Here is a 23,082-nt window from a genome sequence, read left to right as displayed (position 1 = left end):
AGCCTCGCCGGGGCTCGGCAGCGGCTACCTCCACGGCGATCACTGTAGCCGCTGCCGAAGGCTGCGAACGGCCCGCAGGGACGCAAGTGTCCCGAGGGCGCTAGAGGTTCTTCGGGTGATAGCCGGGTAAGCCTGAACCTACAAGGCGTTGGGCAGGCGGACCTGGCCCGGCTGCAGGCCGAACACTTCCACGCCCTCCGGGGTCGATTGGCCCACGCTCACCGGTACCCGCCGGCCTGTTTGATCGGCCGTTGCCCGGTATTCCACGCTCATGCCGTCGGCCTCGCGCTGGATCGCCGCTGGCGGCAGCACTATGGCCTGATCGTTGCGGTAGGTAATGATGCTCAATCGCGCACTCATGCCCAGGCGGACGCGCTGCTGTTGTTCGCGGGTCAGCTTGGGCACCGACAGGGTCACCGGGAACTGCGCGCTGGCACCGCTGGCGTCCCCCGGCAGCGCCAGACTGCTGACGATGTCCACCTGGCCCTGGAGGCGCTCGCCGTCAAAGCCGTCACCGAGAATTTCCACGCTCTGGCCCTGGCGCAGCTGGTTGATGTCCAGCTCCGACACCTTGCTGACGATCTTCAGTTGCTCGATGTTGGCCAGGCCGAACAGGGCCTGGCCCTGGCCGACCTTGCTGCCGGTCTGCACCGGCCCCGAGGCCGCCGCCGACGCGATGGGCGTCAGGTTGAGCCCCGGCGCCGGGACCACGATTCCGGCAAAGGGGGCGACCACGTCCTTGCCCGCCAGCAGCGCGCGCAGGGCTTCGTACTTGACCGTGGCATTGGTCAGTTCCATCTCGGCAATCTGGCGGAATTCACCCTTGCCCTGATCCAGCGCCTGTTGCAGTTCACCCTGGGCCGCCGTCAGGTCCAGGCGCTGGCTCTGCAGCAGTTGCTTGAGATCGTCCAGTTCGTTGCGGGGAATGATGCCCCGGGCAAACAGGCTCTGGCTTTCACTGAGCTTGCGTTCGGAATTGCTCACCGCCATCTGCGAGGCGCGCAAGGTGCGCCGGGCCCGGGTCACCAGGGCGCTGCTGTCCCAGTTCTGCAGTTCCTGAACGCTGCGCCGGGCCTTGAGCTGGGCTGACAAGGCTTCGCGCACCTGGATCTCGATCAGGCTGGGGTCCATCTTCAGCAGCGTTTGACCGGCCTCCACCCGCTGGCCCTGTTCCACCAGATTGGCCAGAACGTTGCCGTCGAACGGCGCCGTCAGGCTGATGGTGCGCTGGGGCTCGATCTTGCCCACCAGGCCGATCTGATGAATCAGCGGCGTAGTGCTGACCTCGATCCAGCGACCCTGTTGCAGCGCCGGATCGTCCACGGCGCGGTAGTGGGTGAGGGCGACGCCGGCCACGGCCAGCACGATCAGGGCCGTGCCGCCGAGCAGGCCGCGCTTGCGCCAGTTTTTCTGCTCAGAAGTCGTTGAGCGCAATGTCCCAGGTCTCCAAGGTCGTGCCCAGGGTCAGATCCAGCTGGGTCTGGGCGTTGAGGTAGGCAATCAGTGCATTGAGGCGGGCGTTTTCACTGGTGCGCAAATCGCTTTCGTAACTCAGCACCTGGAAGTTGCTGGAGCGCCCGGCGCTGAGTTTTTCCCGTTCGATATCCAGCTTGCGCCTGGACAGTTCCACGGCGCGCTGGGCGATCTCGTACTGGCGCCAGCGGGTGCCCAGGTCGCGCACCACGTCACTGACGCTGCGCTCCAGGGCCTGGCGGGCATCGGCCAGCACCAGGGCCTGGTTTTCCACGTCGACCCGGGCATGCACCTCGGCCTGACGGGTACTCAAGTCGCCGATGGGAATCTGCACCTGCACGCCGGCATAGCTGTCCCAGGTCCGTCCCGCGCCGTTGCCGCCGTCGTTGTCGTAACGGTTGCGCACCTGATTGGCGCCGGCCACCAGGGACACATCCCAGCGGCTCTGGTCCTTGGCGATGATCAGGTTGAGGTCGGCCTGCTGGCTGCCCAGCAATGTCGCCAGGTAGGTGGGTTGCTGGATCTGCGCCAGGCGCAGGGCGTCCTGCTGGTCGATGCTGACTTTCGCCGCTTGCAGGCCGTCGCTGGCACGGATCCGGGTCGACAGGTCCAGGGCCAGCAGGCGCAGCAGCGACAGGCGGTTGATGTCCACCTGATTGCGTGCCTCTTCCACCCCCAGCTCCTGGCTGGCGATGTCGGCTTCGGTCTGCACGATCTCGAACTCGGCCATGCGCCCGGCGGCGATCAGCGCCTTGTTCACCTGGAGCAGGGCATTGGCGCGCTTGAGGGCGTCCTCGACGATCGCCAGCTGTTCCTGGGCCCGCAGCAGTTCGCGGTAGGCGCCGATGATGTCGCTGATGGTCTGCGCCACGTTGGCCTTGAGGTTGAGGCGGTAGGCCTGTTCGTTGATCCGCGCCAGGCGCAGCGGCGCGGTGGTCACGTCCCAGCCGGCGCCCTTGAGCAGCGGCTGGATGATCGACAGGTCCAGGCCGTCGCGGCGGTAGTAGCCGGCCCGGTTGGCCTGGCTCAGTTCCTGGTGCCAGGCCATGTTCAGGCGTGTGCCGTATTCCCCCAGCAGGCTGGAGCTGGGATTGAGGGTGGTGTTGCGCACCCCGTCGTTGCTGCCCTTGTTGGCCCGGTAGGTGCCGCTGAGCAGCAGCTTGGGGTTGAAGGTGTCCTCCGACACCCGCAGGTCGAACTTCTGTGCCACCCGCTGCAGGTAGGCGCTGCGGATGCCACGGTTGTTGCGCAGGCCCAGGTAGACCGCATCGGCCAGGGTCAGCTCGGTCTGCTGTTGGCTCAGCAGCACGCTGCGTTCGTAGGCGCTGCGCAGGGTCGGGGCCGACGCCTGGCGGGCCACGTCCATGTCCCGGGAGCCGGCCTGGCCCAGGGGGCTGAGCAGGCACAGCAGCAAGAGCGCGGCGCGTTGGCGATCATTCATCCCGCAGCGCCTCCACCGGTTGCAGGCGCGAGGCCGAGACGGCCGGGTACAGGCCGAAGAACAGCCCGATCAGCAGGGTGCTGCCGATCCCCAGGGGCAGGGAGGCGCCGGCCAGGGAAAACTGCCAGCCGGAGAGGCGGGCATAGAGGTAGGCGGCGCTCATGCCCAGCACCGCACCGGACAGCGCGCCCACGGCGGTCAGGGTCACCGCTTCGAGCAGGAACAGGTTGCGGATGTCCCGGCGCCGCGCGCCCAGGGCCATGCGGATGCCGATCTCCCGGCGCCGCTCCGAGACGTTCATCAGCATCACGTTCATCACCCCGACGCCACCGCCCACCAGGGAGATGCCCCCCAGGGCCATCAGCAGGTAGCCGAAGGTGCGGCTTTGCCGGGTCATGCCGTCGATGATCTTCTGTGGCACCTGCACCTCGACGCTGCGCCCGGGCAGGTGCTGCTTCAAGGTGTCGCCCAGGGCCGCGGCCAGCCGGTTCATGTCCTGGGCCGGTGCCGCGCGGGCGATCAGGTTGCTGATCTGCGGGCTTGAGGAAATCCGCCGCATGCCTTCCAGGGGGATGAACAGGGATTCGTTGGTCTGCACCGGGATCAGCACCGCCGCCGGTTGCCTGGCGAGGATGCCGATCACCTGGAACAGGTAGTCGTTGATGCGAATCCGCTCCCCCAGGCGCAGCGGGTCGTGGGGCGTGCTCAGGGCTTCGGCGACCTGGGCGCCGACCACCGCGTAGGTTTGCCCGCTGTCGAACGCCGAGAGAAAGCGCCCTTGCTGCACCTGCAGGCGCATGGCACTGGCCAGGGACGGGGTGCTACCCACCAGGTTGGCGTTGCTGGAGCGTCCGCGGTACACCACCGGCCCGCTGAACAGCGCCACCGGGGCGATGTCCAGCAACTGCGGCAGGGCCTGGTGCAGGGCCGCCAGGTCGAGGAGCGGCGGCATGGGCGCGCGGCTGGCCGAGGAATCGGGAAATTGCACCGCCAGGGTGTCGGTGCCCATGTCCTGGAAGATCGCCGCGGCGTCCTGGGCGGCGTTATGGCCGATGTTGATCAGGGCTACCACCGATGAGCTGCCGATGACGATGCCCAGCAGGGCCAGGATCGAACGCTTGCCCAGGGTGCGCAGGCTGACGAAGGCTTCGTGCAGCAGCTGGCTGGCGCTCTGCTCGACCTTGAGGCTCATGCCGGGCAGACCTCCTGGACCACGCCGTTGGTCACGCGGATCTGCCGCTCCAGCCGCTGGGCGATGCCCGGGTCGTGGGTGACGATGATCAGGGTCACCTGGCGTTCGCGGTTCAGCGCCAGCAGCAGGTCCATGATGTCCCGGGCGGTGTGGCTGTCGAGGTTGCCGGTGGGTTCGTCGGCGAGAATCACCGACGGCTCGCCAACCAGGGCCCGGGCGATCGCCACGCGCTGGCGCTGGCCGCCGGAGAGGTCGGCGGGGCGGTGCGCGGCGCGTTGCCCGAGGCCCACCTGGTCGAGCATGTGCTGGGCGCGCTCCAGGGATTCGCGCCGGGCCACGCCGCGGTAGCTCAGGGGCAGGGCGACGTTGTCCAGGGCGCTGAGGCGTGGCAGCAGGTTGAAGCTCTGGAACACGAAGCCGATCTGCCGGTTGCGGATGGCCGCCAGTTGGTCGGGGCTGGCGCGGAAGATATCGTGGCCGGCGAAGCGGTACTCGCCGCTGTCGGGCAGGTCCAGCAGGCCGAGGATATTGAGCAGGGTGCTTTTGCCGGAACCCGAGGCACCGAGAATGGCGCAGCTCTCGCCGGAGTCGATGGACAGGGAGACGTTCTTGAGAATGTGGAGCGGTTGCTCCGCCAGCCGATAGCTCTTGCCTATGCCTTGCAGGGAGATAAAACCTGAGTCGATTATCGTCGCTGTCATCGCTTACCGCGCCGGCTGGCTCGACTGCTTGCTTGAATATCCACGGTGCGCAGGCGTCGCGTTGCGCGGGGTCCAAGGGCAAGGCCAAGCTCTGGTTTTTATTTATTGTTTTAAAAAATTGTTTGAATAGTAACTGCGTTCACCCTGGTGCGCCAGCCGTCTGAACCGGCTAATTGGGGGCTTTTCGAGGTTTTTTCGCGGCGGCCGAAACACGGGGACCCGTGGGTCATAAAAGGTTCTTGCAGGCCGGCGTGGGTCCTTGGGGCGCTTGCTTTTAGGGCTTCTCGCGGGTATAAAAAATCAAATTTTTTTTTAAAACACTGTTCGAACGGTCAGTTTTTCACCCAGCAAAGGTTAGTCCTCCATGGTCGCCAAGAAACTCAGTGCCCCCAATGTCACCAAGACCCGACTGCTGGAAGCGACCGAGGCATTGTTCATCAAGTACGGCTACGACGCCGTGCTGCTGCGTCAGATCACCGAGCGCGCCAAGGTCAACCTGGCGGCGGTGAACTACCACTTCGGCGACAAGGATTCGTTGATGAAGGCCCTGCTGATGCAACGCCTGGGGCCGCTCAACGATCAACGTCTGGAACTCTTGGCCAAGTGCGAAGAGCAGGCCGACGGACCGCTGGATTGCGAGACCCTGCTGGGGGTGCTTTTCGCTCCCGCCATGGGCCTGGAGCGCAGTGATGAAAGCGGTGGCCTGGAAGGCCGGTCGTTCATTCGTTTCCTCGGCCGGGTGTACAGCGATACCTCGCCATTCATTCAGGAATACCTCAAGGAACACTATCAACCGGTGTTCGAGCGCTTCTTCAAGGCCTTTGCCCTGGCGCTGCCGGACCTGCCGCGCAACGAACTGGGGGTGCGCTTGCAGTTCGCCCTCAAGGCGATTTCCGGGGTCATGGCCGGCACCGAACTGCGCCTGCTGATGCAGGCCATGAGCCTGGGGCGTCCGGCCACCGATGCCGAAGTCATGGCCAAGCTGATCAGCCTGGTGTCGGCAGCGATTCGCGCCCCCATGCAAGATCCCGATTCCGAGCAGGCCCTGGAAAAGGTCTTGAACACCCAGCGCCTGATTCGTCAGCACAGCCAGTCCCTGGCCGGCATGATTCCCGCCTGAGCGGACGCCACGCCTGCCCGCACCTCAGGGTGCCGGCAGGCGTGGCTCCCTCATTCAAACCATCAATATTGCTCAAGGCTGCGGCCACCATCTGCTAGGTTCTGCTCCTCGCATCTGCCCTGGAGCGCCCGGCATGCCTGACTATCAACAGCATCTTCTGGCCGTCAACGGAATCGAACTCAGTGTCCAGGTCGCCGGACCGGAGCACGGAGCCCCGGTGTGGCTGCTGCATGGTTTTCCCGAGTGCTGGCACTCCTGGCGCCATCAGGTGCCGGCCCTGGTGCGCGGCGGGTTTCGCGTGTTCGTGCCGGAGATGCGCGGTTACGGCCGCAGCTCGGCGCCGGAAGCGGTGGAGGCCTACGATCTTCTGACCCTGTGCGCGGACATCCAGCAGGCCATGGATGTCTTTGGCCATCAGCGGGTGTGCATGGTCGGCCACGACTGGGGCGCCCCGGTCGCCTGGCACCTGGCATTGCTGGAGCCGCGGCGGGTGGCGGCGCTGGCGACCCTTTCCGTGCCCTTTGCCGGGCGTCCGAAACGGCCGGCCAGCGAGATCATGCGCGAGGTGCATGGCGGGCATTTCAACTACATCCTCTACTTTCAGCAGCCCGGGGTGGCCGAGGCGGAACTGGACGCCGATATCGACGCCAGCCTGCGGCTGTTCATGGGCAATGTGCAGGCCTTGCTCGAGCCCAAACCGGCCGATGCCCGGCTGTTCGACGGGGTGAGGGTGCCACGAGAATTGCCGCATTGGTGCAGTGAGGAGGACTTCCAGGCCTATCGCCAGACCTTTACCGGGCGCGGCTTTTGCGGTGCCCTGAACTGGTACCGCAACTTCGAGCGCACCTGGCAGCGCACCGAGTTCCTGGCCCAGGCCCGGGTGCAGCAGCCGACCCTGTTCCTGCTGGGCGACCGTGATCCGGTGGGCGTGCTCGAAGCCCATACCCTCAAGCGCATGCCCGGTCAGGTGGCCGACCTGGAACAGCACCTGCTGACGGACTGCGGACACTGGATCCAGAATGAGCAGCCGCAGCGGGTCAATGCCCTGTTGCTGGATTTTCTGCAGCGACGGTTCACCTAGAGCACCCGCCGGTTCCTCGGACGCTGGCTTGCCAGCGAAGGCCTCGGCAGGGGCGGCGCAAGGCGGCGATCCCTGTTCGGCAAGCCGGCTCCGACGGCGGCGGATGCGGCCGGCGAAGGAGGTCGCTCAACCGAGCATTTCGCGCATCCGGTGCCAGAGCATGCCCAGGGCCAGCAGCGGTGCGCGTAGCGCAGGGCCACCGGGAAAGGTCATGTGCGGCACGCCGCTGAACACGTCCAGGCCCTGGCTGTGGCCGGCCTCGATCGCCTCGGCCAGCAGCCGGGCGGTCCAGTGGGTGACGTTCAGGCCATGCCCGGAATACCCCTGGGCGTAATACACGTTGGGGTACTGGCGCAGACGTCCGACCTGGGGGAAGCGGTTGGCGGTGATACCGATCTTGCCGCCCCACTGGAAGTCGATGGCCACATCCTGCAACTGCGGGAACACCTTGAGCAGCTTCGGCCGCATGTAGCCGGCGATGTCCGCCGGGTCGCGTCCCGAATAGTGGCAGGCACCGCCAAACAGCAGGCGCCGGTCGGCGGTCAGCCGGTAGTAGTCCAGGCCGACCTTCTGGTCGCACAGCGCCAGGTTCTGCGGGATCAGCGCGCGGGCGCGCTCTTCGCTCAGGGGCTCGGTGGTGATGATGTAGCTGCCGGCCGGCAGCACCTTGCCACTGAGCCGCGGCTCCAGATCCTCCAGGTGGGCATTGCAGGCCAGCACCAGGTGCCCGGCGCTGACCGTGCCCGTCGCGCAGCGCACGGTGACGCTGTCGCCGTGGGTCAACTCCAGCACTGGGCTCTGCTCGAACACCCGTACCCCCAGCGACGCCGCAACCCGCGCTTCCCCCAGCACCAGCTTGAGGGGATGCAGATGCCCCGAGCCCAGGTCCACCAGGCCCCCGGCATACACCGAGGAGGCCACCACCTGCGCCATGTCCTGGGGCCCCACCAGGCGGGTCGGGTGGCGATAGCCCAGGCTCGCCAGGTGATCCTGTTCAGCCTGGAACGCCGCGAACTGGGCCCGGGTATTGGCCAGTTCGCAGAAACCCCAGCGCAGGTCGCAATCGATGCCGTGCGTGGCGATGCGCTGGCGCACCAGTTCCACCGAGTCGATCCCGGCGCGCTCAAGGTATTTCACCCCATCCTGGCCGACGTAGCGGGCAAAGCCCGTGACGTCATGGCCAATGCCGCGAATCAGCTGGCCGCCGTTGCGCCCGCTGGCGCCCCAGCCGATGCGCCGGGCTTCCAGGAGAATCACCGACAGCCCGCGCTGGGCCAGTTCGATGGCGGCGTTGACCCCGGTGAAACCACCGCCGATGACACACACATCGGCCTGCAGGTCGCCACTGAGGGCCGGGTAGCCGGGCAGGGGCCCGGCGGAGGCGGCGTAGTAGGAGCGGGCATGCTCGCTGGCGCTGCCCGAGTGTCGTGGCTGATTCATTTGTTGGACTTCACTTTGCTCCAGGAACGGGTCATCAAGCGCATGATGGCCGGCGACTGGGTGCTGGAGATGTACAGCTTGTCGAGTACGGCCTGCGGCGGATACACCTCGGGATTGTTCACCAGCTCGGCGTCCATGTACGGCTGTGAACCCGGGTTGGGGTTGGCGTAGCCGACGTAGGCGCTGACCTTGGCGATCACCTGCGGGTCCAGCAGGTAGTTGATGAAGGCGTGGGCTTCCTTGACGTTGCCGGCATCGGCGGGAATCGCCAGCAGGTCGAACCACAGGTTGCTGCCTTCCTTGGGAATCGAGTAGGCGATGTTCACCCCGTTCTTGGCTTCCTTGGCCCGGTTGGCGGCCTGGAACACGTCCCCGGAGTAGCCGAAGGCGATGCAGATATCACCGTTGGCCAGGTCCGAGACGTACTTGGAGGAGTGGAAGTAGGTGATGTACGGGCGCAGGGTCAGCAGCTTGGCCTCGGCCTTCTGGTAGTCCTCGGGGTTTTCGCTGCGCGGTTCCAGGCCCAGGTAGTTGAGCACCGCCGGGAACACTTCATCCGGCGAGTCCATCATCGACACCCCGCATTGCTGGAGCTTCTTCAGGTTTTCTGGCTCCAGCAGCACCGCCCAGGAGTCGATGTGGTCGATGCCCAGCACCTGCTTGACCTTGTCGACGTTGTAGCCGATGCCATTGGTGCCCCACAGGTAGGGCACCGAGTACTGGTTGCCGGGGTCGTTCTGCTCCAGCAGGGCCAGCAGCTTGGGGTCCAGGTTCTGCCAGTTGGGCAACTGCGAGCGGTCCAGCTTGAGGAACGCGCCGGCCTTCACCTGCCGCGCCAGGAAATGGTTGGAGGGCACCACCACGTCGTAGCCGGTGCGCCCGGCCAGCAACTTGCCCTCCAGGGTTTCGTTGGAGTCGAAGACGTCGTAGATCACCTTGACCCCGGTCTTGCCCTGGAAGTCGGCGAGGGTGGTCTGGCCGATGTAGTCGGTCCAGTTGTACACGCTGACACTGGGTTGTGCCTGGACGGCGGCGCTCATCAAGGCCGCCAGTGCTGCCGGGATCACTGCTTGCAAAAGACGCATATCGACACCTCTTCGGGTTGTTTTTATGGGTTGCAGACGCTGGGGAATCAGACGCTGAGCAGCAGGAACTCGCGTTCCCAGGAGCTGATCACGCGCTTGAAGTTCTCGTGTTCGGCGCGCTTGACCGCCACGTAGCCACGGACGAACTTGCGCCCCAGGTACTGCTCGATGGTCGGGCAGTCCTCCATGTGCGCCAGGGCGTCCTCGATGGTGATCGGCAGGCGCAGGTTGCGGCGCTCATAGGCCCGGCCTTCCACCGGGGCGCTGGGTTCGATGCCTTCGACCATGCCCAGGTAGCCGCACAGCAGGCTGGCGGCGATCGCCAGGTAAGGGTTGGCATCGGCGCCGGGCAGGCGGTTTTCCACGCGCATGGCTTCCGGGCTGGCGGTCGGCACCCGCAGGCCGACGGTGCGGTTTTCCTCGCCCCATTCGACGTTCACCGGGGCCGAGGTGTCCGGCAGGAAGCGGCGGAACGAGTTGACGTTGGGGGCGAACATCGGCAGCACCTTGGGGATGTACTTCTGCAGGCCGCCGATGTGGTGCAGGAACAGCTGGCTCTTCTGGCCGTCGGCATCGACGAAGATCGGCTTGCCGGTGGCGATGTCCACCACGCTCTGGTGCAGGTGCATGGCGCTGCCGGGCTCGTCGGCCACCGGCTTGGCCATGAAGGTGGCGGTGACGTTGTGCTTGAGCGCCGCCTCGCGCAGGGTGCGCTTGAACACGGTGATCTGGTCCGCCAGGTCCAGGGCGTCGCCGTGGCGGAAGTTGATTTCCATCTGCGCCGGGCCGTCTTCGTGGATCAGCGTGTCCAGGTCCAGGCCCTGGGCTTCGCACCAGTCATAGACGTCTTCGAACAGCGGATCGAACTCGTTGGCGGCGTCGATGGAGAACGACTGACGGCCGCTTTCCGCGCGACCGGAACGGCCCAGCGGGGCCTTGAGCGGCAGGTCCGGGTCCTCGCAGCGCTGGGTCAGGTAGAACTCCATTTCCGGGGCGACGATCGGCTGCCAGCCCTTGTCGGCGTACAGCTGCAGAACCTTTTTCAGCACGTTGCGCGGCGACAGCTCGATGGGGTTGCCGAACTTGTCGAAGGTGTCGTGGATGACGATGGCGGTGGGTTCGATGGCCCAGGGCACCAGGTAGATCGATGACGAGTCGGGGCGGCAGACCATGTCGATGTCCGCCGGGTCCAGCAGTTCGTAGTACAGGTCGTCGTCGACAAAATCCCCGGTTACCGTTTGCAGCAGGACACTTTCCGGCAGGCGCATGCCGCGCTCGTGCAGGAACTTGTTGGTGGGCGCGATCTTGCCGCGGGCAATGCCGGTCAGGTCGCTGACCACGCATTCGACTTCGGTAATCTTGTGATCTTTCAGCCAGGAGGACAGCTGATCGAAAGGGGCGTTCATAAAGACCTCGATGATTGTTCTTGTCTGCTCCGAGGTGAGCGGGAGTATCCCGGCAAGGCTTCCCCTGCGGCGCATTGGCGACTATCTTGGGCGAGCCTTGTTGTTCCATCTATCCACTTTAAGCAGCACCAAAGCGCACCAAAAGAGTGCGCAAGGTCCCCCGATGACAGCGTCCAATCCGCTTCAGGTTCAAGCGTTCAACACCTTCGATGTCGCCGATCAGATCCGTGCCACCCCGGGTTGGGTCCAGCATTACCAGCAGATGTCCCCCGGGCATTTCAACGGCCTGGTGCGCTACCTCGACCTGCAGGGCGTGGAGATCTACGAGGAGTGCATGAACACCCGGGTCGAGCAGAATTTCAGCGCCCCGCAAGGCGCCCTGGCGTTCTGTTTCGACCGCAGCGACAACGCCCTGTACCTGCTCAATGGCGAGAGCCGCAACATCTGGATCACCCCGGAGAACTACCAGGAAGTGGCGGTGGTGTTCGGCCCCGAGTTCGTCCAGCGCCAGGGCCTGGGGGTGGATCGCCTCGACGGCCTGTTCATGGCGCCGCTGGGCAGCCAGCAGAACGCGCTGTTCTGCCGCTGGCTGAGCGCCACCTTGACCCGCCTGTCCCAGACCCTCGATCCCCCCAGCCGCGAAGCCCTGACCCAGCAACTGCTGGACGACTGCCTGTACATCCTCGACAACGCCTGCGTGCGCCTGGACCCGGGTGGCCTGCAACGGCGCAGCGAAGAGCGGGTGATCATGCAGCGGGTGGCGCAATGGGCGGCCGACGTCCCTGAGGAAACCCTCAATCTGCTGGAGCTGTCCCAGGTGGCCGGGGTTTCCCTGCGTCAGTTGCAAAGCGCGTTCAAGGCCTTTGCCGGCATGGCCCCCAGCCAGTGGCTGCGCCTGCGCCGGCTCAACAGCGCGCACCGCGAACTGCTCAGCCGCGGGCCCAGCGAGACCACCGTGGCCGAGGTGGCGATGCACTGGTCGTTCTGGCACCTGGGACGGTTTTCCAGCAGCTATCGGGCGCTGTTCAAGGAGTTGCCCAGCCAGACCCTGAAACGTCGCCCGAGCTGATCGGCAGCACTGGCCGCAGAAACTGGTTTGCCAGCGAAGAGGCCCGCAAACCCTGCATCACTCTCAGCCTTCGTCGGCAAGCCGGCTCCTGCAAGGCGCTGGGCGGCCGATTCGCGAAAGTGCCGGCAGCGCTCTATTCTCGGTGTGGGCTGTCTTCCTGGGGCGTGCAATGCTTGAAACCATCGACCTGACCAACGCCGCCGCGGCCCTGGGGATCGGCATGCTGGTGGGCCTGGAGCGCGAGCGGCGCAAAGGGCAGGGGCCTCAGCGTGGCAGCGCCGGGTTGCGTACCTTCGCCATCACCGCGCTGTTGGGGTTCATCGGCCAGCGAGTCGGCGGTCCGCTGCTGTTGGCCTCGCTGGCCATTGCTGTGGCCGGGTTGGTGACGGTGGCCTACTGGCGCAACGAGCAAGAGGACCCGGGAGTCACCAGCGAAGTGGCGCTGCTGGCGGTGCTGATCCTCGGGGCCTTGTGTGGCACGGCCCCGGAGCTGGCGCTGGCCATCGCCGTGGTCATGACCGCCTTGCTGGCCTATCGACAGACACTCCATCACTTTGTGCGCAGTCAGTTGAGCGACCGGGAAATCGCCGACGGTCTGACGCTGCTGGTGGCGGCGCTGGTGATCCTGCCCCTGGCGCCGGATCGTTTCATCGGCCCCTACGAGGCGTTCAACCTGCGCACCATCGGCACCCTGACCGTGTTGCTGATGGCGGTAGGGGCCCTGGGCCACGTCGCGGTGCGGACCCTGGGCGCCCATTACGGTTATGCCCTCAGCGCCGTGGCGTCGGGATTCGTTTCCAGCACCTTGACCATCGCCTCCATGGGCCAGCGGGTCGCCAAGGCGCCCGAGCAGGTCAGGGTTCTGGCCGCCGCGGCGCTGCTGTCCAACCTGGCCACGGTGACCCAGATCGCTCTGATCCTGGTGACGGTCGACAGCGCACTGCTGCAAACCATGTGGCTGCCCCTGGTGCTGGGGGGGCTCTGCACCGCGCTGTATGCCGCTTGCCTGGTGTTTCCACGCAGCCAGCCCAGCAGCGTCGAACCGGTCAGCGACAAGGGCGCGTTCAATCCCAAGCTGGCCTTGATCGTGGCCCTGACCATGAGCGCCATTACCTTCGCCTGTTCGCTGATGCTCAATTACTTCGGGCAGTTGGGCCTGATGTTGAGCGCCTTGATCAGCGGCTTTGCCGATGCCCATGCGTCCACGGCGTCCATTGCTTCGCTGGTCAAGTCCGGGCAACTGCCCGGCAGCGCCATCGGCAGCGCGGTGATGCTGGCGGTCAGCAGCAACTCCCTGAGCAAGTGCATGCTGGCGGCCCTCAGCGGTGGATGGCGCTTTGCGCTGTACGTCGTGCCCGGGCAGGCGCTGCTGACCCTGGCGATGTGGGTCGGTGTCTGGCTGCAATAAGCGGCTGCCAGGTCGAAAAAAGCCGCGCCGCCTGATAAAGATCAACTCGTGCCTGGCCATTGCGCTCAGTCTTGAATGACCCCCTAGCGGTTTCTTCAAGCTCCAGTGCCGAGGTGAACCATGTCGCAAACCCCGCGTTTACTCTTGATCGCGCCCCAGCAGATGCAGCGCACGCCGGCGTTCGAACGCACGGAGCAACTGGCCCTGGCCATGCAATTGCCGGTGCATATCGTCGCCCTGGATCATCTGCAGGCCCTGACGCTGGCCGGGCTGTTCGAGAGCCGTGAGGCCGAGCAGTTGCAGGCGGCCTACCTGGAACAGCACGGGCAATGGCTGGAGCTGCAGGCGCAAGGCATGCGCGAGCGTGGCCTGTCGGTGACCTGCGAAGCGCGCTGGGCCAGCCAGCCGTATCAGGAGATCCAGCTGTTCGCCAGCGAAATGCCCCTGGCCCTGATCATCAAGGACGCCCATGCCGAGTCGGCGATGCGGCGGATCTTCTATACCCCGCTGGACTGGCAGTTGCTGCGCGATTGCGCGCTGCCGGTGCATCTGGTGACCGAGGCCCGGCACCCACGGCCACGCCGGGTGCTGGCCATCATCGACGTGCTGCGCAGCGAAGTGCAGGACCTGCAGTTCAACGATCAGATCATCGACGCCGCGGTGAAGCTGGCCGAGCAGTGCGACGCCGAGCTGGACCTGTTGCATGTGTATGACTGGGTGGCGGTCTACGCCAAGGACGCCGGGGTCGGCGCGCTGTCCCTGGCCAGCGGCTTGTACGAAGCCCTGGGGGAGGCGCAACGCGACGTGTATCGCGCCGTGGCGGAGCGCCACGGCGTGCCCCCGCAACGCAGCCACTTCATCGAGGGCATGCCGCTGCAGCAAATCTGCCGTTTCGCCGAGGAGCACCAGAGCGATGTGATCGTCATGGGCACCACCCAGCACCGCGGCCTGCACAAGCGCCTGGGCAGCACCGCCGAACATCTGCTGTTGCAGGCACCCTGCAGTATCTGGGCGGTCAAGCCGCCGCGTGACCCCTTGTCATGAACCGCACCAGGCCACGCCGGTGCCGCACCGGCGTGGCACCGCCGATCACAGGAGCAAACGATGCACCACCTGATGGGCGTCGTCCGGGTCGGTGTGGGTGGTGAAACCCAGGTGCGCGGCCAGCTCGCGCATGGCCTGGTTGTTCACGCTGTCCACCGAATACATCTGCACAAACCCATGCTGGCGGGCGGCGCGGATCAGATGGGTCATCAGCAATGACCCCAGACCCAGATGCTGCCATTGATCCGCCACGGTGACGGCGCACTCGCATTCATCGTGGGACGTGGCGGCATAGCGGCTGACACCGATCTCGATCAACTGGCCCTGTTCATGCACCAGGGCGATGTAGGCCAGACGCTGCTTGCCGTCGACGTCCATCAACTGCTCGAGCATGGCGGCGTCGGGCTCCTTGATCTGCGCCAGAAAGCGCATGTGTCGCGATTGCGGGGACAGGCGCTTGATGAAGTTGTACTCACGCTCGCGGTCTTTCTCGGCCAAGGGCCGTATCAGCACATGGCGGCCGTCGTTAAGCGCCTCGATCCAGTGCAGGCCGGTCACGGCGCCGTAGGCAGCGGCGGCCTGATCGTTGTGTTCCTTGATGCTGAACATGGGGCGATCCTCTGGGGACGATGAAGGTGGGCCCGCGACCCGCGGCCGCGTGCTGACTATCCTTTACCCCTGTTGCCCGGAGCAGGATCTGATCTGGATCAGATGCGGCCCACCGCCGCGGATATTGACTGTCGGCGCGGGCTTAACCCGAGGCTTTGTGACTTTTGTCAAATCGGCGGCCTGAGCGGCGCGCATCATCGGCGCATCGGCTCGGGACTCCCGGGCCGTTGTCCAGTGCGCCGCCCGGGAGGTGCCCATGTCCACACTGCAACGCGTGTTGTTGATCGCCCCCACGGCGCTGTCTCGTACGCCGGCTTTCGACCGGGCCAGTGCCCTGGCCCGGGCCATGGGCGCCAGCCTGCACATCGTCGCCTTCGACTTCATCGAAGTGCTGGAGGTCGCCGGGCTGTTCGATCACCAGGCCATGGCCCAGGCCCGGGAAGGCTACCTGCAGGTGCATCGGCAGTGGCTGGAGCAACAGGCTCGCTTCGAACGGGCCAATGGCCTGCGGGTGACCACCGAAGTCTTGTGGGCCAAGGCCCGGCTGCAGGACATCCTCGATTATGTGACCGACTACCACCCGGACCTGGTGATCAAGGACGCCCAGCCAGTACCGGCCCTGCGGCGCATTTTCTACAAGCCCCTGGACTGGTTGCTGCTGCGCGACCTGCGCCAGCCGCTGCACCTGGTGACCGACAGCCGCCATCCCTTGCCGTTGAAGGTGCTGGCGGCCCTGGATCTGTCCCATCTGGAATACCTGACCCAGGGCCTGAACCAGCGGATTCTGGAGATGGGCGCGACCCTGGCCAGATACTGCGGCGCCCGGGTGCACCTGCTGAACGTGGTGGACTGGGCCACGGAAAACGCCACCGGCCTGCCCATCTACAGTCCCGACAACGACCTCAGCATGCGCGATGCGGTGAACGACGCGCAGCAGGAAGCGTTCGAAACTCTGGCCGAGCGCTACGCCATAGCCCCGGAGCACTGCTATCGCCTGGAGGGCGTGCCGCATCAGGTCATCGCGCGCTTTGCCGCCGACAACGACTTCGACCTGATGATCCTCGGGCGCGCGCATCGCCGGGGCCTGCAACGCTTTGTCGGCGGCAGCGCCGAGCAACTGCTGTATCACACGCCCTGCAGCCTGATGCTGGTGGAGCCCCAGGAGTGAGGCCCGGCCATGCCCCGCAACCTCGCCCGACACGAAGGAGATGGAGATGCGCCTGAGCTTTCTCGGTGCCGCCGGCACCGTCACCGGCAGCAAATACCTGTTGCAGCATGAGGACCGGCATGTGCTGGTGGACTGCGGGCTGTTCCAGGGCTACAAGCAGTTGCGCCAGCACAACTGGGAAGCCTTTGGCCTGCCGCTGCGCGAGCTGGACGCCATCGTGCTGACCCATGCTCACCTGGATCACAGCGGCTACCTGCCGCTGCTGGTGCGCAATGGCTATCGCGGGCCGGTGTATGCCACGGCGGCCACCTGCGAGCTGGCCAGGATTCTGCTGCGCGACAGTGCGCGCCTGCAGGAAGAGGAGGCGGCCTATGCCAACCGCCATGGCTTCTCCAAGCACTCTCCGGCATTGCCGCTGTACACCGAGCGCGATGCCGAGCAGGCCCTGAAACTCCTGCATCCGCTGCAATTGCACCATCGGGTGGAAGTGCTGCCGGGGCTGCACATCCAGTTGCGCGGCGCCGGGCACATTCTCGGCGCCGCCACGGTCCAGGTCGACGCCGCGGGCATGAGCCTGGTGTTTTCCGGTGACCTGGGCCGCATGCAGGACCCGCTGATGTTCGCCCCCGAAAGCATCGAGCAAGCCGATTATCTGCTGGTGGAGTCGACCTACGGCGACCGCCTGCATCCCCGGGACGACCCCGAGCAGCAACTGGCCGATGTCATCAACCGCACCGCCGAGCGTGGCGGCATCACCCTGGTGCCGTCCTTTGCCGTGGGGCGCGCGCAACTGCTGATGTACCACCTGTATCGCCTGCGCCAGCGCCAGGCGATTCCCGACCTGCCGATCTACCTCAACAGCCCCATGGCCACCGACACCACCCATCTGTATCAGCGCTTTCGCAGCGACCATCGACTGTCCCGGGAGGAGTGCGAAGGCATGTGCCATGTGGCGCACATCGTGCGCAGCACCCAGGAGTCCATGGCCCTGGACCAGCTCAAGAGCCCGGCGGTGATCATTGCCGCCAGTGGCATGGCCACCGGTGGCCGGGTGCTCTACCACCTCAAGGTGCTGGCGCCCGATCCGGCCAACAGCCTGCTGTTTCCCGGGTTTCAGGCCGGCGGCACCCGCGGCGCGCAGATCATCGCCGGCGCCGAGTCGGTGCGCATTCATGGCCGGGAGGTGCCGATCCGCGCCGAAGTCACGGCCATGCAGAACCTCTCGGCCCATGCCGATGCCGACGAGATCATGCAATGGCTGCGAGGCTTCAAGCGCCCGCCGAAACACACGTATGTGGTCCACGGCGAGGCCAACGCCGCCGACACCTTGCGTCGGCGCATCAGCCTGGAACTGGGCTGGTCGGTGTCGGTGCCGGAATACCGGGACAGCGTGGAGTTGCAGTCGGGCCCGGCGACCTAGTCCCTGGCCGCGTTCTGGCAACCCGCGACCCGCTGCTTCAGGCCCTCCAGATCGAGGATCTCCACCTGCTTGCCGTTGATGGTCACCAGGCCCTGGTCCCGCAGATGGGCTATGCCCCGACAAACGGTTTCCAGGCGCAGCCCCAGGTAGGAGCCGATTTCCTCGCGGCGCATGCGCAGGATAAAGGCCCGGGACGAATAGCCCCGCAGGCTCAGGCGCTGGGACAGATTGAGCAGGAATGCCGCCAGGCGCTCGTCGGAGTTCATGTTGCCCATCAGCAGCAACATGCCGTGATCACGCACGATCTCCCGGCTGAGGATCTTGTTCAGGTTGTGCTGCAGCGAAGGCAGGGCCTGGGACAGGTGCTCCAGCTGGGCAAAGGGAATCGGGCAGACCTCGCAATCCTCCAGGGCAAAGGCGCTGCAGGCATGCTGGTTGGTGCTGATGGCATCCAGCCCGAGAATCTCGCCGGCCATCTGGAACCCGGTAACCTGCTCGCGGCCATCCACCGACAGCACGCAGGTCTTGAAGAACCCCAGGCGCACGGCGTACAGCGAATGCAAGGGGTCGCCGGCGTGATACAGCGCATGGCCTTTCTTCACCTTCAACCGTTGCAGGATCAAGGTGTCCAGGCACTCCACTTCCTGGTGGCTGAGGCCGATGGGCAGGCACAACTCCTGCACGCTGCAACTTGAGCAGGCGGTCTTGAGGTGCTGTACCTGAATCGGGCGTGCTTCGAATGGCGGCATGGGGGGGCTCTCGACGGTTGAGCCGACTCGGCAAGGGAGGAGGGCAAGCCTGACGATTAACTGTAGACCGAGGCGATCGGTGCTGCTTGATGTCGATCGGAAGTCTTCAGCAAGGGGATGGCAATGGGCCATAAAGTCATTAAAGTGAGCGTCCCCCACCCTCGTTCAAGGATTGACGATGCGCCCGACCGGATTCTGGACCCGCTGCCAAACCACCCTGCTGACCAGTTGCCTACTGGGCCTGCCGTTGGCCGTTCTGAGCCTTGAGGCTCAGGCCGCGGAGCCTGATTTCATTACCCTGGTGATCGAGAACGAAGGCGACTATCCCGTCACGTTCGAGCCGCCGTTCCACGTCGATTCTTCGGATTTCGAGCGCAAATACCCGGTAAGCGTGCCCAAATACGCCACCGCCAAGGGCCTGGAGTCCGGTCCCGTGATGATCGGCGCGCGCCAGCAGGGCATGTTGGTGATGGCCTTGAGCAAACCGATGTTTAACATCTTCGATATCTTCCACAAGGATTGGGGTTTCAACCTCAAGTTCTGCCAGGAGCGTGGGGCCTGTGACGAAGCCCGGCTCAGCGGGACCATCAGCTCCACCACCAGCTTCAACTGGAAGCAGTCGAACAACTTCAGCGACGCGCAAGTGCACGACATGACCAACGACGAGCTGGAGGCCTATGCCAAGACCAAGGTCGTGATCTCGGGCATTCTGAGTACCCTGGGCAGCGTTCTCGGCCTGCCGATCGGTGCGGGCGGGATGATCGGTGGCCTGCCGGATGCGCAGAACTTCAAGGTGACTCTGAAGCAGCAATGTAATGCACGCTTTTCGATGAGCCTGGAGCCCTCGCTGGCGCCCAACGGCGACTTTCTCGTCGACTTGCGGATCAACCGCGTGCTGCCCAGCGACATGGTCAACTTCAACGGTTTTGTCATCGATGACAGTGCGGTGGTCAGCCAGGGGCTGCGCCTGGTGGAAAACGGCTGCCGCGACGGCCGGCAGGCCCAGTGCCTGATCAGGCTCAACGGCGGCACCGAGATCAAGAACCTCAACACCACCGAGTTCGCCGTCACCGATCGCGCCGGATGCAAGGCCGGTGACAAGCTGGCCTATTCCCAGGGCGCTTTCATGCTCAGCAACAAGGTCGGCTTCCCGGTGCGCTACAGCCTGTTCATCAAGGACCGCATGGTCGCCAACGACGAAGTCTTGCCCGACCAGAACAAGGACCTGCGCCAGTTGGTGGGTCAGGTCATGGCCACCGTCGGCGACCAGGAATGCCCACAAACCCAGGACCCCTGGATGGGCGGGCGGCGCATGGGTGTCTGCCCGTTGCGCCTGGAAGTCCAGGGGGATGGCGGCCCCGGGCTCAAGGGCAGCCTGCGTTGCAGCCTGTCCATGCGCCAGGGCACCGTAGGCGACCCCAATGCCGACTACATGAACCTCTACAGCCTGACCGGCTGTACCCCGGCCATGCCGGCTTCGATCAGCCCGGTGGCCGGTTTCTACCAGATGGACATCAAGCGCATGGTGCCGCTCAGCGGCATGTACAAGATGATCTCCATCGAGCTGATCAAGCCGCAGCAGCAATAAGGACCCCAGCAGATGTCGGTGACACAGGCTTTTACCGCCCCGGGCGGACACGATGCGGCGCTGACCCGGCGCGACGACGACCTTCTGGATCGCTGGCCGGTGGCCAAGCTGGTCTATCGCATGATCACCGCGACGCCCCTGGGCTGGTCGACCCGGCTCGGTCTGTATGGCCCGTGGGGCAGCGGCAAGACCAGCGTGCTGAATTTTTTGCAGCTTATAGCCGAGGAGAAGGGCGACATCATAGTGCGGCTTCCGGCGTGGCGGACCAGCGGCGAGCAGGAGTTCATCGTGCAGTTCTATCTGGCGCTGGCAGAAGCATTGCAACGTTCAGGCGTTGGTGAACCCTTCAAGCACTGGACCAAGCGCCAGTCGAAAAAGATCGCCGATATCCTGGAAAAAGCCGCCAGGAAAACCGCTGACCTCAAGCTTCCCGAATCGGCCAGCTACAGCGAAATCGTAACCTTGGCCGCCGGTGCGGCAGGGCTGGTCTTCGAGAAACTGAGCGAAATACTGCAACTGGAAAAAAGCGACCTGGATGCCCTGCGCGGGCAACTGGGCGATAGACGCATCATTGTCTTTGTCGACGACCTCGACCGTGCCGATCCGCGGATGCTCCCGGCGACCCTGTTGACGCTGCGCGAACTTCTGGACTGGCCGGGATTCGTCTTTGTCCTGGCCTTCGACAAGGACGTGGTGGGCAAGGCACTTCGCTCCTATTCCGAAGCCTTCGGCGAGTCGGCCCAGCACTTCCTGGAGAAGATCATCGATGTACCGGTGACCCTGCCCGAGCCAAGCCCGAAGCAGGTGCAGCGAATGGTCGCCAGGAACCTGAAAGACTGCTGCCCATTCCTGCCGGACACGGCCATCGCGCAGACCGCTGAGTGGTTTCCCGCCAATCCGCGCCAGGCCAAGCGCATCTGCCGCAGTTTGTCGGTGTTTGGCGCGGCGGCTGATCGGCATGCCGAGGGCCAACTGGACTGGCGCGGAATCATCCTGCAGACCCTCTTGCGTGAGACCGAACCCAAGGTGGCCCAGGTGGTAGAAGAGCACATGCTGGGTGTCCACTCGGACTTCGGTGCCAGCATGTTCGGCAATGCCAATAACGCCAAACAGGAGCAGCACAAGCAAGCAGCGCTCAACGCCGCGCAATGTCCCAAGGATGAAGTCAATAACAAGCGTCTGTGGAAGTTGATCGAAGAGCTGGGCCATGCCAGAAGCAAACTGTCTTTGGCAAACATTCACTATGAGATGAGCCTGGCGTTCCGCGAGGTGGAGTTCACCATTCCCGAGTTTTCCCGGTTGGTGAAATCCTGGGGGGAATACCCGAGTGCCCAGACCCTCAACGACTTCATTCGTGAGGCGGCCAGTCGTAGCGATGAAGGTGAGGTTGCCGTGGCCAGCGCGATCCTCAACATGGCGAATTTCCAGTATGGCGAGCAGTTGGGCAGAACCGCGTCCCTCTACTCACGGGAGGCGTTCGAACGAGCGATGCGCAGCGCCGCAGAGCTCCTGAGATTGATCGAGTTCTGTTACTCGACCGAGATTGAAGGGGCCATGTCCACGGCGCGCGGCGACTATGAAGTGTGCATCGGTTTTATCAGGAGCTTTTTTGCAAGCGTTGCCAAAGACGCTAGCGCACCTGAAAGGGCGCTCCGTGAGCGCGAGCTGCGACTGGCGGCGATCATTGCCGCTCAGTGCGATGATCCGCAGCGCCTCTATCTGGATGCCGAACCTGTTCAGGGCACCCTGCGTGTCCCTCCCTGGGAATTTTCTCGTGCGCGCGAGGACTATGTGACAGCGCTGCAAGAGGTACTCGCGCCTCGTTTGATACGCCGTGCCATTCATGTGTTCGCCATACCCGATGGCGTCATGAAGGCACTGATTCAGGATGATGCGCGGCTCAAGTGGGTTCTGACTGAAGGGCGCTCCCCTCTGTACGCGGAGGCCAGCAAAGACCTGGGATGCGCAGCCTTGAAGCAACTGATCGGCAGCACCCAGGAGCTGGGCGCCAGGGAAATATTGGCGAAGAACGCCTTGTCCTACCTTGGTGCGTTTACTGATCGATGGGAGTCTTCCTCTACCTGTGCAGAGCAGGCCACGCGCTACCTGGAATATATCCAGCTGGCTTGGCAAGCCCTCTGCCAGCTGGAACCGACCATCCAGACCCGGGTGTATCTGAAGAAGTTGAAGTCGCAGCTTGAACAGCAGGTGGCGATCCCGGAGTTTCTGAAGACTCCCACCTGGTGGGAGGGCGATCCCGATGCCATCGAGCATGAACGGCAAGGTATTTGACTGCGTGCGGCCTTTGCTCACTGGCGCCAGACGTCATCGACCCGCGTGTCGATGACTTGCCTGGGCCCTTGGCACGGCGATCGCGGTGCACTCACCCCGGCGGCAGCAACCGCAACGGGTCCACCGGTACGCCATTGGCGCGGATCTCGAAGTACAGCTGGGCGCGGTCGGTGTCCTGGGAGCCGGCTTCGGCGATCTTCTGGCCCTTGATCACCATCTGGCCTTCCTTGACCAGCAGCTTGCTGTTGTAGGCATAGGTGCTGGTGTAGGAAGGGCCGTGCTGGAGAATCATCAGGTTGCCGTAGCCGCGCATGTAACCGGCGAACGCCACCTTGCCGCCCAGGGTGGCGTGGATGGGCTGGCCTTCGGTGGTGGCGATGCGGATGCCCTGGTTGAGTTTGCCGGTAGGGGAGAAACGGCCGATCAGCACCCCGCGCAGCGGCCAGCTCCAGCCCTGCAGGGTGACCTTGGGCATGGGCGGGGCAGGCGGGGCGGCCTTGGCCTTGCTCTTGCTGGCGCTGCTGCGCGAGCTGCTGGCCACCCGGGTGCTCTTGGCCGCACCGCCTACTCGCAGCACCTGGCCGACTTCCACGGTATAGGGCGCCTTGAGGCCGTTGAGCCGCGCCACTTCCTTCCAGCTGGTGCCGTTGCGGCTGGCAATCGAGTACAGGGTGTCACCCCGCTTGACCCGATATTCACCGGCCTTGAGCGGCGCATTGCCGCCAGGATCGGTGGAATGGGAGCTGCAGGCCGATACCGCCAGCAGCAGTGCAATCAATAGAAGTCTTACCAACAC

The 23,082-nt window shown here is 64.8% G+C and carries 19 protein-coding genes; 9 read left to right on the top strand and 10 right to left on the bottom strand.

Annotation, left to right across the window (positions count from 1 at the left end; translation table 11 throughout):
- Positions 1 to 138: 138 nt before the first annotated feature.
- Genes ACMGG8_RS20005 through ACMGG8_RS19990 form a run of 4 tightly spaced genes read right to left on the bottom strand, consistent with a single transcriptional unit; the run spans position 139 to position 4,807 of the window.
- Positions 139 to 1,434, bottom strand: coding sequence for an efflux RND transporter periplasmic adaptor subunit (locus tag ACMGG8_RS20005; protein WP_414158259.1), 1,296 nt, complete (start codon positions 1,432 to 1,434; stop codon positions 139 to 141).
- Positions 1,415 to 2,914 (bottom strand): TolC family protein, encoded by a 1,500-nt coding sequence (locus ACMGG8_RS20000; protein WP_060839188.1) that lies wholly within the window; start codon positions 2,912 to 2,914, stop codon positions 1,415 to 1,417. The genes ACMGG8_RS20005 and ACMGG8_RS20000 overlap by 20 nt, the downstream gene beginning before the upstream one ends.
- The gene (locus tag ACMGG8_RS19995; protein ID WP_060843523.1) at positions 2,907 to 4,106 is read right to left on the bottom strand and encodes an ABC transporter permease; all 1,200 of its coding nucleotides are present in this window, start codon (positions 4,104 to 4,106) and stop codon (positions 2,907 to 2,909) included. Before ACMGG8_RS19995 ends, ACMGG8_RS20000 begins: the two co-directional genes overlap by 8 nt.
- The gene (locus tag ACMGG8_RS19990) at positions 4,103 to 4,807 is read right to left on the bottom strand and encodes an ABC transporter ATP-binding protein (RefSeq protein ID WP_414158258.1); all 705 of its coding nucleotides are present in this window, start codon (positions 4,805 to 4,807) and stop codon (positions 4,103 to 4,105) included. The genes ACMGG8_RS19995 and ACMGG8_RS19990 overlap by 4 nt, the downstream gene beginning before the upstream one ends.
- A gap of 364 nt (positions 4,808 to 5,171) precedes the next feature.
- Here ACMGG8_RS19990 and ACMGG8_RS19985 point away from each other — a divergent pair, with 364 nt between their 5' ends.
- Positions 5,172 to 5,927, top strand: coding sequence for a TetR/AcrR family transcriptional regulator (locus tag ACMGG8_RS19985; RefSeq protein WP_060839191.1), 756 nt, complete (start codon positions 5,172 to 5,174; stop codon positions 5,925 to 5,927).
- A gap of 133 nt (positions 5,928 to 6,060) precedes the next feature.
- The gene (locus tag ACMGG8_RS19980) at positions 6,061 to 7,008 is read left to right on the top strand and encodes an alpha/beta fold hydrolase (RefSeq protein ID WP_414158257.1); all 948 of its coding nucleotides are present in this window, start codon (positions 6,061 to 6,063) and stop codon (positions 7,006 to 7,008) included.
- A gap of 126 nt (positions 7,009 to 7,134) precedes the next feature.
- On the opposite strand, the gene ACMGG8_RS19975 is transcribed toward ACMGG8_RS19980, so the two are convergent.
- From ACMGG8_RS19975 to ACMGG8_RS19965, 3 genes are read right to left on the bottom strand one after another with little or no spacing between them, the layout of a single operon-like run.
- On the bottom strand, positions 7,135 to 8,448 hold the full coding sequence (locus ACMGG8_RS19975) for an NAD(P)/FAD-dependent oxidoreductase (RefSeq protein ID WP_060843525.1): 1,314 nt from the start codon (positions 8,446 to 8,448) through the stop codon (positions 7,135 to 7,137).
- Positions 8,445 to 9,533, bottom strand: a complete 1,089-nt coding sequence (locus ACMGG8_RS19970) for a polyamine ABC transporter substrate-binding protein (protein WP_414158256.1) — start codon at positions 9,531 to 9,533, stop codon at positions 8,445 to 8,447. The genes ACMGG8_RS19975 and ACMGG8_RS19970 overlap by 4 nt, the downstream gene beginning before the upstream one ends.
- 47 nt (positions 9,534 to 9,580) lie before the next feature.
- Positions 9,581 to 10,939 (bottom strand): glutamine synthetase family protein, encoded by a 1,359-nt coding sequence (locus tag ACMGG8_RS19965; RefSeq protein ID WP_414158255.1) that lies wholly within the window; start codon positions 10,937 to 10,939, stop codon positions 9,581 to 9,583.
- A gap of 163 nt (positions 10,940 to 11,102) precedes the next feature.
- Here ACMGG8_RS19965 and ACMGG8_RS19960 point away from each other — a divergent pair, with 163 nt between their 5' ends.
- The 3 genes from ACMGG8_RS19960 to ACMGG8_RS19950 all read left to right on the top strand — a co-directional run bounded on the left by ACMGG8_RS19960 (position 11,103) and on the right by ACMGG8_RS19950 (position 14,460).
- The gene (locus ACMGG8_RS19960) at positions 11,103 to 12,008 is read left to right on the top strand and encodes a helix-turn-helix domain-containing protein (protein ID WP_414158254.1); all 906 of its coding nucleotides are present in this window, start codon (positions 11,103 to 11,105) and stop codon (positions 12,006 to 12,008) included.
- A gap of 169 nt (positions 12,009 to 12,177) precedes the next feature.
- Positions 12,178 to 13,416 carry an MgtC/SapB family protein gene (locus ACMGG8_RS19955; RefSeq protein WP_207815130.1) on the top strand — a complete coding sequence of 413 codons (1,239 nt, stop codon included), beginning with the start codon at positions 12,178 to 12,180 and terminating at the stop codon, positions 13,414 to 13,416.
- A 120-nt stretch (positions 13,417 to 13,536) separates the two neighbouring features.
- Entirely contained in the window at positions 13,537 to 14,460 is a 924-nt protein-coding gene (locus tag ACMGG8_RS19950) for a universal stress protein (RefSeq protein ID WP_414158253.1), read from the top strand.
- Between the two features lie 45 nt (positions 14,461 to 14,505).
- Here the strand turns inward: ACMGG8_RS19950 and ACMGG8_RS19945 are convergent, their stop codons facing one another.
- Positions 14,506 to 15,069 (bottom strand): GNAT family N-acetyltransferase, encoded by a 564-nt coding sequence (locus ACMGG8_RS19945; protein ID WP_060843529.1) that lies wholly within the window; start codon positions 15,067 to 15,069, stop codon positions 14,506 to 14,508.
- 256 nt (positions 15,070 to 15,325) lie between these two features.
- On the opposite strand from ACMGG8_RS19945, the gene ACMGG8_RS19940 reads away from it, so the two are divergent.
- Both ACMGG8_RS19940 and ACMGG8_RS19935 read left to right on the top strand, forming a co-directional pair.
- A complete protein-coding gene (locus ACMGG8_RS19940) occupies positions 15,326 to 16,237 on the top strand; it encodes a universal stress protein (protein WP_060843530.1) in 912 nt (303 codons plus the stop codon).
- A 46-nt stretch (positions 16,238 to 16,283) separates the two neighbouring features.
- Complete coding sequence (locus tag ACMGG8_RS19935; RefSeq protein ID WP_414158252.1) at positions 16,284 to 17,657, top strand: MBL fold metallo-hydrolase RNA specificity domain-containing protein; 1,374 nt, start codon at positions 16,284 to 16,286, stop codon at positions 17,655 to 17,657.
- On the opposite strand, the gene fnr is transcribed toward ACMGG8_RS19935, so the two are convergent.
- Positions 17,654 to 18,406, bottom strand: a complete 753-nt coding sequence (fnr, locus tag ACMGG8_RS19930) for a fumarate/nitrate reduction transcriptional regulator Fnr (protein ID WP_060843532.1) — start codon at positions 18,404 to 18,406, stop codon at positions 17,654 to 17,656. The genes ACMGG8_RS19935 and fnr overlap by 4 nt on opposite strands.
- Before the next feature lie 178 nt (positions 18,407 to 18,584).
- Between fnr and ACMGG8_RS19925 the strand changes: the two genes are divergently transcribed.
- Together ACMGG8_RS19925 and ACMGG8_RS19920 are read left to right on the top strand one after the other, a co-directional pair.
- Entirely contained in the window at positions 18,585 to 19,994 is a 1,410-nt protein-coding gene (locus ACMGG8_RS19925) for a hypothetical protein (RefSeq protein WP_414158251.1), read from the top strand.
- A gap of 12 nt (positions 19,995 to 20,006) precedes the next feature.
- Positions 20,007 to 22,286 (top strand): P-loop NTPase fold protein, encoded by a 2,280-nt coding sequence (locus ACMGG8_RS19920; RefSeq protein ID WP_414158250.1) that lies wholly within the window; start codon positions 20,007 to 20,009, stop codon positions 22,284 to 22,286.
- 91 nt (positions 22,287 to 22,377) lie between these two features.
- Here ACMGG8_RS19920 and ACMGG8_RS19915 read toward each other — a convergent pair whose 3' ends face one another.
- Entirely contained in the window at positions 22,378 to 23,082 is a 705-nt protein-coding gene (locus ACMGG8_RS19915; protein WP_231979035.1) for a peptidoglycan DD-metalloendopeptidase family protein, read from the bottom strand.

It is taken from the genome of Pseudomonas sp. BNK-45, from assembly GCF_047456255.1.
In the GTDB taxonomy this organism is placed as follows: domain Bacteria; phylum Pseudomonadota; class Gammaproteobacteria; order Pseudomonadales; family Pseudomonadaceae; genus Aquipseudomonas.
The sequence above is the reverse complement of the archived record's forward strand: the minus strand, read 5'-3'. Positions and strand labels throughout refer to the sequence as shown.

Coding starts and splice junctions, on each gene's coding strand:
- ACMGG8_RS19975 (WP_060843525.1), bottom strand. CDS start 8,448: ATGAATCAGCCACGACACTCGGGCAGCGCCAGCGAGCATGCCCGCTCC.
- ACMGG8_RS19945 (WP_060843529.1), bottom strand. CDS start 15,069: ATGTTCAGCATCAAGGAACACAACGATCAGGCCGCCGCTGCCTACGGC.
- ACMGG8_RS19920 (WP_414158250.1), top strand. CDS start 20,007: ATGTCGGTGACACAGGCTTTTACCGCCCCGGGCGGACACGATGCGGCG.
- ACMGG8_RS19970 (WP_414158256.1), bottom strand. CDS start 9,533: ATGCGTCTTTTGCAAGCAGTGATCCCGGCAGCACTGGCGGCCTTGATG.
- ACMGG8_RS19990 (WP_414158258.1), bottom strand. CDS start 4,807: ATGACAGCGACGATAATCGACTCAGGTTTTATCTCCCTGCAAGGCATA.
- ACMGG8_RS19965 (WP_414158255.1), bottom strand. CDS start 10,939: ATGAACGCCCCTTTCGATCAGCTGTCCTCCTGGCTGAAAGATCACAAG.
- fnr (WP_060843532.1), bottom strand. CDS start 18,406: ATGCCGCCATTCGAAGCACGCCCGATTCAGGTACAGCACCTCAAGACC.
- ACMGG8_RS19940 (WP_060843530.1), top strand. CDS start 15,326: ATGTCCACACTGCAACGCGTGTTGTTGATCGCCCCCACGGCGCTGTCT.
- ACMGG8_RS19950 (WP_414158253.1), top strand. CDS start 13,537: ATGTCGCAAACCCCGCGTTTACTCTTGATCGCGCCCCAGCAGATGCAG.
- ACMGG8_RS19980 (WP_414158257.1), top strand. CDS start 6,061: ATGCCTGACTATCAACAGCATCTTCTGGCCGTCAACGGAATCGAACTC.
- ACMGG8_RS19995 (WP_060843523.1), bottom strand. CDS start 4,106: ATGAGCCTCAAGGTCGAGCAGAGCGCCAGCCAGCTGCTGCACGAAGCC.
- ACMGG8_RS20000 (WP_060839188.1), bottom strand. CDS start 2,914: ATGAATGATCGCCAACGCGCCGCGCTCTTGCTGCTGTGCCTGCTCAGC.
- ACMGG8_RS19935 (WP_414158252.1), top strand. CDS start 16,284: ATGCGCCTGAGCTTTCTCGGTGCCGCCGGCACCGTCACCGGCAGCAAA.
- ACMGG8_RS19925 (WP_414158251.1), top strand. CDS start 18,585: ATGCGCCCGACCGGATTCTGGACCCGCTGCCAAACCACCCTGCTGACC.
- ACMGG8_RS19960 (WP_414158254.1), top strand. CDS start 11,103: ATGACAGCGTCCAATCCGCTTCAGGTTCAAGCGTTCAACACCTTCGAT.
- ACMGG8_RS19985 (WP_060839191.1), top strand. CDS start 5,172: ATGGTCGCCAAGAAACTCAGTGCCCCCAATGTCACCAAGACCCGACTG.
- ACMGG8_RS19955 (WP_207815130.1), top strand. CDS start 12,178: ATGCTTGAAACCATCGACCTGACCAACGCCGCCGCGGCCCTGGGGATC.